Source organism: Cylindrospermopsis sp. CR12, assembly GCF_001432185.1.
GTDB lineage: Bacteria > Cyanobacteriota > Cyanobacteriia > Cyanobacteriales > Nostocaceae > Raphidiopsis > Raphidiopsis raciborskii.
Genome location: NZ_LMVE01000080.1, coordinates 1 through 9524 on the forward strand (window position 1 = coordinate 1; position 9524 = coordinate 9524).

The following is a 9524-nucleotide window of genomic DNA, read 5'->3' on the forward strand; positions in this document are numbered from 1 at the left end:
TTTTATGACGTAGACCCAACTTTTCTAAGGCTCGATGCATGGTTGTGATACTAACATCTGCCAACTGGCGTTGAGATCCCTATTTTAGTTTATTACCCTTATTATAGCTTATCTTATTTTGTAGTTTAACTACATGAAAATTGCTGTAATAACCCAACTGACTTGGGCTTTGAGACCAGGAATGAATTCCCGGTCTCCCCCATAGGGAGTGCTTCGCTCACCCCACCTACCAAGATTGTTAAGGTGGTTTGGGTAGACATTAATGAGCAGAAAAACTAGGCAAAAACAAAGTTACTAGCAGTGAGTGTGCTAGTATTTACTCCGATTAAAGTAGCTATAGTGTTGCCATTGATGATAATGTCGTTATTGGTTAAGGTTAGATCCTTAAAGCCAAAGCCCTGGACTTGACCCCTAATACCCAAAACATCAGTACCAATCTGAAAATCCACAATGGTATTGGCAACGTTTTTGTTGTCAACTTTGGGGATATCACCGGTAGCGATCCAAAACTGGTCTGCACCAGCACCACCGGAGATTACATTACCTCCACCTTCACTAACAAAGAATTTATCATCTCCATCACCACCTAAAGCGCGACCATTAGCACCCAGATAAAAATCATCATTTCCAGATCCACCGGAAAGGCGATAGTCTTTGGCATCCGTGGCGAAGATTTCATCATTCCCACTACCACCAAAAATGCGATCGCCATCAGCTACGTCTATAACGTCTTTACCACTACCAGTAAAGACGTTATTACCACCAGCTAAAGCACCTGCTGTTGGACTATCAACTTTGTCATTACCAGCGCCAGTAAAGAGGACATCATTAATACCACCAAAACCTGGGGTACCGCTTACGATAGTATCATCGCTAGATGTACCAAAAAATAATTGTGTATCTTGAACAAGATTAGCTTTAGGCGCAATTAAGAATGATAACTGACCACCCTCAGCAAGGTTTTGACTGGCAATATTGCCATCCTTGAAAGAGTGCGCTTGTACGTCAAATAGTAACATTGAACCAGGAGCGTTACCAAACAAATTGGAGACATCAGTAATACCAGAGGTTTCCCAGTTACCAAGATCAGTAGGAGCAGAGTCTGTCTGATTGTAAGGAAAAGCAGCAGGTGACCGATCAGCGATCGCAACACGGGTTAAGGTAGAAGAGGGATTAGTTACTGATGGGTCAAGAACGAAGATAGAATTTGCTAGTCCAGAAGTTTTACCAAAATCGCTAACAGCAGGATCTTCTTGAAGATAGATTTTACCATCTTCGGCCCAAACAAGGTTATCAGGGCTACGCAAACCGGCATCTTTTGATACATTACCATCGTTGAGGATATCTACTTTACCTACGATGTCACCAGTATTGATGTTCTTGAAGTCAATATCAATTCTGTAGACTGTACCCCAAGAATCCTGACCACCAAACAGACTAGAGTTACCTGTTGCATTAAATGCAACTATTGTGCCATCTTTAGACATCTCCGAAAAAGAATCAAAGTGTGATAAAATAATATGAAATGGTATTTTTGGCAACTTATTATGAGCAACATATCTGAATATATCCAGAATAATCCTCACGAATCACACCGTTTATTGGGTCTGAAGTATGAGCAGTTACAGCAACTTTTGGAAAAAGCCATAAAACTGCATCATCAGAAACAACAATTGGTTGAATCAAAAAAAACCCGAATTATTCAAGGCGGTGGAGGGCGCAAACCCAAATTATCACCGTCGGAGCAAATAATCTTAACATTAACATATTTACGGCAGTTAACAACATTTCAGCTACTAGGTATTCAATTTGGAGTAAGTGAAACAACTGCAAATGATATCTTTAACTATTGGTTGCCAATAATAGGAGAATTATTGCCACCAAGTTTGCTAGAACAGGTAAAAAAAAACTCCAGTGATTACGAAGTCGTTAAAGAAATATTAACAGAATTTGAGTTAATAGTGGATAGCTATGAACAGCCTATAGACAGACCTGGAGAGTACCAAGAACAAAAAAAATATTATTCAGGTAAAAAAGCCTGTCATACTAGAAAAAGTCAACTAATCGTTTTACCAAATGGTAAAGATATTGTTGATGTAGTAGCGGGTAAACCTGGTCCAAAAAGTGATGTAAATTTATTCCGTGAAACCAGAAATATATTTGATAAAAAACAAAAATTTAGTGGTGATAAAGCTTATCAAGGAGAGGAGTTAATGAAAACTCCGACAAAAAAACCTAAAAACCAAGAATTAACGTCTGAACAAAAAGAAAAAAATAAAGAGTTAGCTTCCGAACGAATTTTTGTTGAACATTTAATTCGTGTAGTGAAAATATTCAGAGTGGCACAAGAAAGATTTCGATTAAATTCAAGTAAGTATGAACAGGTAATCATGACTATTTGTGGACTTGTTCGTTTCCGAATGGGAACCTACTTATTTTAGTTATCAAGATTTGGACTTGGCTAAAAATAAATTATCTCAGATAGGTGTTATCTTTTGGTTAATTCCCAACAAGAGGCATCTCTAACGCTTATTTTAGCATACCAGTCAGCTACTTTTGTATTGGGGTGTCTCACCTTAAAAAGTAGTATTGGTAACGCTTTGGCTATTTCCGGAGATGTCTTTTAGGACTGGTAGAAACATCTTCAACACGAACGAATCCGAACGCCTTTGCATTTGGATCAGTGGGGCTAAAGGCCAAGGTATCTTGTGTTGCTTGGGTAACAAATCCTAGAGAATCATATCCTGTTGTATCGGCTTTAGTAGCATCGTAATGCTTGATCTCAACAAACTTACCGTTTAGAGAGTTATTGTTACCATTGAATTGTCTGGGGTCTGTCTCAATAGGATCAGTAGCATTAGTAGGATCATCAGCAACCCAAACGTACAGCTTACCACCAGTTAAACCATTTCGTGCTAGGAAGTCACTACTACTAGGAACCTTAGTACCAACATAAAGAATTAAAGGAACACCAGTTGCAGGTGAGCGATCATCACCGATGATAAAAGCAACTTTATCAGTCGTACCTGTGTCTACCTGTGTAACGTTCTCGAACCCAGCACGACCAAACCAAGGCAATGCGTATAAGATATCAGTTTTAGTATCCAAAGCATAGTTTGATGATGCTCCACTTTCTTCACTAGTGAAGAAAATGTTATCAACTATACCTCTACCAGGACCGAACTGATTTGCTTTAAATAACTCAGCAGAGCATAAACGGTTTAAACCATTAGCTATATCTAAACCGTTAGGATTGGTAGTTTTGTTATATACAGCAGGAGATGACACGACATTACCTGCGCGGTTAACGATGCTCTTATAAGCAAGACCAGAACCAACAATTTTCAATGTGCGCTTGTCAACATCGAAGTAGCTAACCCTTCCACCACTCAGTTGTGTACCATTTGCTAGACTGTACTTATAAGCAGCAGTACTGCCTAACTCGTGGTTAACATATACACGTACAGTTCTATCGTTTAGTGAATAAGCACCAATACCATCAAGAATACCAGGGGCCACATAGCCATCTATGTTATCACCAACAGTAAAAATAGGGTCAACCGTGTAACCAATTAGCCCTTTGACTTGAGATGGTTGGGTTGTATCAAATGATGTAGGCATAAAATTCCTTAATTAGCTTTGTGTTTGGTTATTGAATCAATAAATCTGAGTTGGGCAAATTCAGGAAAACCTGATTTATTACATAACCACATATGACTATCTGATCCTGCTACGAGAATGTCACTTATAGATTAAGACAAAGTTATAATTCTTTAATCTTTTGATTAAAAAATTTTGTTCCATATCTCGAACACCTAGCTCATGACACTGGGTTTGCTTTTATCTCCCATTCGTAGGTTTGGAAAGTGATTGATGGTGTGCCTCAACTCGTGGACGGAGGCAAACATTATGGTCATTTGGAGGTGAATATTGAACCTTTCACTCCTATAGCAGGAATCACTGCCAAAATTGAGTTTACGCCGGTCTACAGTTTCCCCATTCTGGATGCAACCTATAACCTTGTGGCAACTGAGCGCCGCGTTTATGATGATCCGGTGGTTATGCTGGTCACGGATGAAGGATCGGTGATTAATATTCCTTACTCTGAAGGGACAAAATCGTAACCAAGTTAAAAGCATCTAACACGATTGTTGACTACACCATCGGTACGGATGTAATAGGCATTACTAACCAGGTTGCCAACTCTAAGGGTGACCTCACCTTCAGTGGTAGTGATATCAGCCTAAATGGTGTGTTAATTGCTACTCTTAACGGAGTGAATGCTGCAGGTGCAACCTTCGTTTTTGCCAATCCTTTGGCCAGCTAGTAAAGATTACCGAAAAAGTGATTTTTACAACCCCCGATAAATCGGGGGTCTTTTGCTGAAATTAAGTTAATTGAAAATGGTGTTTATTTCAGTAAATTTTGAAATTCCCTGTTATACTTAACTTGAATAAAGTCATTATCTGCTTTTGCTAGTTCAGTATATTTTTGACGTTCCATCTTAATAGCTTTGGCTAAAGACTTCACAGCTAAGTCTGTCTGCTTCTGTAAGGCATAATTACAAGCCTTATTATAATATGCGGCGGCGAAATTCGGATTGATGCTAATTGCTTGATTATAGGATGCCAAACCTTCCTGGTAGCGTCTTAGTTTTGTCAGGGCAATTCCCTTGTTTATCCATGCCTCAAATTTATTTGGCTCAATCACTATAGACTCGTTATATGACCTTATTGCCTCTTCGTAACGACCTAATGCTGATAGGGCATTTCCTCGATTATACCAGGCTTCATTTTTGTTAGGGCGGAGGGCGATCGCCTGATTATAAGATCTCAATGCTTCTTCGTATTGTTTTAGCGATAATAGAGCATTTCCCCTATTTACCCATGATGGTACACTATCCTTTTGAATTTCAATTACCCGGTTATAGAGCTGAAGTGCTTCTTCGTAGCGTCCCCTATCTAAGAAACCATTGCCCTGACTCAATAGATTTGAGACTTTTTGACTATCCTGAACCTGGGCCATTAGCCGTGCTACGTTATTTTCCTGAACAATTTGTTTTGTATATTCCGTAGAAGATTGGGCTGCATCAGCACAGCTGCTTACTAGGAAACCAATCAACCCAGATGTAATCAAGCGTCGAAAAATAAACATACTACAACTACGCAAAATATCATCTCCTAGCATAATTTTATGATTGTTTAATCAGCCAATGAGGTATCTAAATCAACCATAATAGGACTAATTATCTTTTATTTTCCCCGTTGAAAAATAAAGATTTCAACAAAACTAGTAAAAAAAGACTAAGAATACACTAAAAACAATATCATTTTTAGTGTATTTAGTCAAGGATTTTACAGGAATGATCGGAAATTATGGTTTGGAAGCTCAGTCCCCATATAGGAAGGCTTTACATTTGAGGCACTTCTTGCTACAATTAAGTGGACTTTAGTGAGAATCGCCTAAAAATCTCCGCTATTGCGGTAGAATGTCACAATAAAAACCAAAATACAGTCAACATTTTAAATATAAACATGGAAAAACCTCATTCAACAGTTATAATTACTGGTGCATCCTCTGGTGTGGGCTTATACTCAGCTAAATCTCTGGCAGCCAGGGGTTGGCATGTGGTTATGGCTTGTCGGGATCTAGAAAAAACCAAAAAAGTGGCCCAAGCAGTAGGAATTGCTCCGGATAGCTATACTATAATAAATTTAGACCTAGCGTCATTGGATAGTGTCAGAAGATTTGTACAAGAGTTCAGATCCACTGGTAAAACTTTGGATGCTTTGGTGTGCAATGCAGCTATTTACATGCCCTTACTAAAAGAGCCTTTGTATAGTCCTGATGGTTATGAGTTGAGTGTGGCCACGAACCATTTGGGTCACTTTCTTCTGTGCAATCTCATGTTAGAGGATCTGAAAAAATCCTCTGCTCCCGAACCAAGGTTAGTAATTTTGGGGACGGTTACCCATAACCCGAACGAGCTAGGAGGTAAAATTCCCCCTCGACCTGATTTGGGGGATTTACAAGGGTTTGCAGCTGGATTTAAAGCTCCCTATTCTATGATTGATGGAAAAAAATTTGAGCCGGTGAAAGCCTATAAAGATAGTAAGGTATGCAATGTCTTGACCATGCGAGAATTGCACCGTCGCTATCATGATTCTACAGGTATTACCTTTAGTTCCCTCTATCCAGGTTGTGTAGCTACCACGGCACTTTTCCGCAATCACTATCCACTATTTCAGAAACTGTTCCCCATTTTTCAAAAATATATTACCGGTGGGTTTGTGACAGAAGAACAAGCTGGTGAAAGAGTGGCACAAGTGGTTGCTGACCCAACCTACAATCAGTCTGGAATCTATTGGAGTTGGGGTAATAGACAAAAGAAAAATCGTCAGTCTTTTGCCCAAAAGGTTTCTAATGAAGCTAGTGATGATGCAAAAGCCGAAAAGATGTGGAATTTGAGTGCTAAGTTGGTTGGAATCGTCTAAGGAGACGGGGGAATGGGGCTATCTACTATTTAGTATCTCCTATATATTTACTATTTAATGTTTTCTGAGGTTTGAGCAAGTAATGAGTGTGGAGTCTAATTCTAATTCAACTTCTAATTTAAGTCCTGATTCTCACAGTTTATCAGGTAACCATTTGCTAGATCATCAATTACACCCAGATGATTTTGATGGTAAAGCGGGTGAAAATACACTGGCTTCAGAACGTTTCTTTGCTCAACAAGCCCTAACTGCTATTTCCTTCTTACAATCCCCGAAATATACCAATTTTCTCAAAAAATCTACCTCTATTTTCTCCCACAACACTACCCTGACCTCCGGTGCTAATTCTCAAGATTTTATCTTTACCCTCCTGGCGATCGCCTTGACTATTATCAGTGCGACTATTAATAATAGTTTTCTGGGTGTTATCAGCACCATATTGAATATTTTCCTATGCTTAAAACTACTTTTACCCTGGTTGAGAGCAATTATTAAAGAGTGGGTTTCTCCACAAGATCAGAAGATTTTTTTAGGTTTTGTCGCCCTTACCTTTGCCATTATTGGCAGCTTAAAATTCTTGGGTTTAGGTAATGTTCTCATCAAGGAAACTCAGAAAATTAATTGGGATACTTTAGGAAGTATAGCAGATTGGTTTGGAGCTTTGGGTCAAATTTTTATAGCTATAATTGCTGTTTATGTGGCCTGGAGACAATATATAATTTCCAAAGATCTAACTATTCAACAAAATCTACTCACAGTTCAGCAAAATATTATTACCCAACAACAAACCATAGATTCCTACTTTCAAGGAATTTCTGACTTAGTCTTAGATGAGGAAGGACTATTAGAAGATTGGCCCCAAGAAAGAGCGATCGCTGAAGGGCGCACCTCTGCAATTCTTAGTAGTGTAGATGCTAGTGGAAAAGCCAAAATACTCAGATTTCTTTCTCGCTCTAAACTCCTCACTCCTTTACAACGTGACCGTCGTCTAGGTAGACCCATTCTTGATGGTATGGGTGGTTATGCTGAAGACAGATTATATGGAACCCGGGTTATAGATTTAGGAGTAATGTTAGCGGGTTCTGATTTATCAAATACTGATTTACGCTGGACAGACTTAACGGAAGTGAATTTAGTTCATGCTAACCTAAGTGGTTGCGATTTAGTCAAGGCTAACCTATCTCGTGCTATACTATACGAGGCAAATATTAACCAAGCAGATTTAAATGGTATACGTTTGTTTTATGGGTCAGCAGAGCAAGCTTCACCTCGCAGTCGTACTGAACCTCCTAACTATCAAACAGGGGAGCATACAGGAGCAGTGGTAGAGAACGTGGATTTTACTGATGTACAAAGAATGTCAGAATCAACTCGTTACTATTGTTGTGCTTGGTGTGGAGAGAAATCCAGAACTACCATACCTGGTGGTTGTGAAGGAATACCAAATAAATTGGCAAGAAATGAAATTTGATGTATCTTAATATCTTGAATCTTTTTGATTGATAATTATGAGTGATAGAATGCGTGCTATTGTAGTTGACCCTAATATACCCGGGCGCTTAACAATAAAAGAAGTTCCCGTACCCACACCCACTGCGAATGAAGCTTTGATTAGAGTTGCATCAACTTCATTAAATCGCGGTGAACTCAGACGTGCTAGTACAGCTACTCCTGGTTGGCGTCCTGGTTGGGATTTAGCTGGTACTGTAGAAAAATCCGCTGCTGATGGTTCTGGTCCTGCTGTGGGAACACGGGTAGTAGGTTATGTTCCCAGTGGTGCATGGGGAGAGTTAGTCCCAGTACCCACCCATTCTCTGGCCGAATTACCACACTTTGTATCATTTACTCAAGCTGCTACCCTACCGATAGCAGGTCTAACAGCTTACCATATCATGAAAAAAGGTGGTTTTCTACTGAATAAATCCGTGTTAATTACTGGTGCATCTGGTGGAGTTGGTAACTTTGCCATTCAGCTGGCTCGATTAAGCGGAGCAAAAGTAGTTGCACATCTACGACAATCTAAATATGAATCTGTAGTCAAACAAGCGGGAGCTCGTCACGTGGTCATTGGTGAGGATATTTCATCTGCTCAAGTATACGGACCCTATCACTTGATTGTAGATTCTGTAGGTGGTAATATTCTTGGTCAAGCTCTCAATTTTCTGGACTCTAATGGAACAGCTGTGGTATTTGGAGCTACTGGGGGAAGGGAAGTAACCTTTAACGCAGGCAATCTTTATGCTCTTGGTGGTGCGAGTATATATGGGTTAATAGTATTTCATGAATTGAAACAAGAACCAGCGGCTATAGGGTTAAAATGGTTGTTGGAGCTAGTGGAATCTGCCCAATTACGTCCCCATATTGAGATAGAAGCGTCATGGAACGAAGTTGCCAACATAGCACAAAAGTTGATGGAAAGAAGTTTTCCTGGTAAAGCAGTTTTGCATATTCTATGAGCCCACTTACTGCTAATCTAATATCAATTAGTTGGTTTTTTATCCATCCGTTTGTGGTGGAAGATTTTGCAGAATATCTAAAATGCGGCGGTTTTCAGTTTGTAAACCCCTCACATCCAGTTGTATTTCTCTTACTTCTGATTGTATCTCTCTAATTTCTGATTGCATCTCTCTCATTTCTGTAACCACACTATCAAAGTTACGCTGCATTACTTCAAAATTACGCTGATGTATAGCCACTGTTTCTAGAAGTGCACTCACAGCTAATCTAATATCAATCAGTTGGTTTTCCATGTTATCTATCCGTTCTTGATTACTCATAACTTCCCCCGGGTGGAAGATTTTGGAGAATATCTAAAATGCGACGATTTTCAGTTTGCAAACCCCTCACATCCAGTTGTATTTCTCTTACTTCTGATTGCATCTCCCTAATTTCTGATTGCATTTCTCTAGTGTCTGATCGCATTTCTCTAATTTCTAACTGTATCTCTCTCATTTCTGTAACCATACTGTCAAAGTTACGCTGCATTACTTCAAAATTACGCTGATGTATAGCCACTGTTTCTAGAAGTGC

The 9524-nt window shown here is 39.3% G+C and carries 10 protein-coding genes; 5 read left to right on the plus strand and 5 right to left on the minus strand.

Features of this window, described 5'->3' with window-relative positions; all coding sequences use genetic code 11:
• Nucleotides 1–275: 275 nt before the first annotated feature.
• Complete coding sequence (locus ASL19_RS18930) at nucleotides 276–1487, minus strand: calcium-binding protein (protein WP_057178086.1); 1212 nt, start codon at nucleotides 1485–1487, stop codon at nucleotides 276–278.
• A gap of 60 nt (nucleotides 1488–1547) precedes the next feature.
• Here ASL19_RS18930 and ASL19_RS09090 point away from each other — a divergent pair, with 60 nt between their 5' ends.
• Nucleotides 1548–2441, plus strand: a complete 894-nt coding sequence (locus ASL19_RS09090; protein ID WP_057178093.1) for a transposase family protein — start codon at nucleotides 1548–1550, stop codon at nucleotides 2439–2441.
• Nucleotides 2442–2604: 163 nt separating this feature from the next.
• Here ASL19_RS09090 and ASL19_RS09095 read toward each other — a convergent pair whose 3' ends face one another.
• The gene (locus ASL19_RS09095; protein WP_200959841.1) at nucleotides 2605–3621 is read right to left on the minus strand and encodes a hypothetical protein; all 1017 of its coding nucleotides are present in this window, start codon (nucleotides 3619–3621) and stop codon (nucleotides 2605–2607) included.
• A 245-nt stretch (nucleotides 3622–3866) separates the two neighbouring features.
• On the opposite strand from ASL19_RS09095, the gene ASL19_RS09100 reads away from it, so the two are divergent.
• Nucleotides 3867–4124, plus strand: coding sequence for a hypothetical protein (locus ASL19_RS09100; protein ID WP_057178087.1), 258 nt, complete (start codon nucleotides 3867–3869; stop codon nucleotides 4122–4124).
• 286 nt (nucleotides 4125–4410) lie between these two features.
• On the opposite strand, the gene ASL19_RS09105 is transcribed toward ASL19_RS09100, so the two are convergent.
• Nucleotides 4411–5187 carry a tetratricopeptide repeat protein gene (locus ASL19_RS09105; protein WP_082604675.1) on the minus strand — a complete coding sequence of 259 codons (777 nt, stop codon included), beginning with the start codon at nucleotides 5185–5187 and terminating at the stop codon, nucleotides 4411–4413.
• 347 nt (nucleotides 5188–5534) lie between these two features.
• Here ASL19_RS09105 and ASL19_RS09110 point away from each other — a divergent pair, with 347 nt between their 5' ends.
• From ASL19_RS09110 to ASL19_RS09120, 3 genes are all read left to right on the plus strand, one after another.
• Nucleotides 5535–6494, plus strand: coding sequence for a protochlorophyllide reductase (locus tag ASL19_RS09110; protein WP_057178094.1), 960 nt, complete (start codon nucleotides 5535–5537; stop codon nucleotides 6492–6494).
• Between the two features lie 82 nt (nucleotides 6495–6576).
• Nucleotides 6577–7965 (plus strand): pentapeptide repeat-containing protein, encoded by a 1389-nt coding sequence (locus tag ASL19_RS09115; RefSeq protein WP_057178089.1) that lies wholly within the window; start codon nucleotides 6577–6579, stop codon nucleotides 7963–7965.
• 37 nt (nucleotides 7966–8002) lie between these two features.
• A complete protein-coding gene (locus ASL19_RS09120) occupies nucleotides 8003–8950 on the plus strand; it encodes a zinc-binding dehydrogenase (RefSeq protein ID WP_057178090.1) in 948 nt (315 codons plus the stop codon).
• Between the two features lie 39 nt (nucleotides 8951–8989).
• On the opposite strand, the gene ASL19_RS09125 is transcribed toward ASL19_RS09120, so the two are convergent.
• Complete coding sequence (locus tag ASL19_RS09125; protein ID WP_057178091.1) at nucleotides 8990–9271, minus strand: hypothetical protein; 282 nt, start codon at nucleotides 9269–9271, stop codon at nucleotides 8990–8992.
• On the minus strand, nucleotides 9264–9524 hold a 261-nt coding region (locus ASL19_RS09130), incomplete at its 5' end, for a hypothetical protein (protein WP_057178092.1). The genes ASL19_RS09125 and ASL19_RS09130, both read right to left, overlap by 8 nt.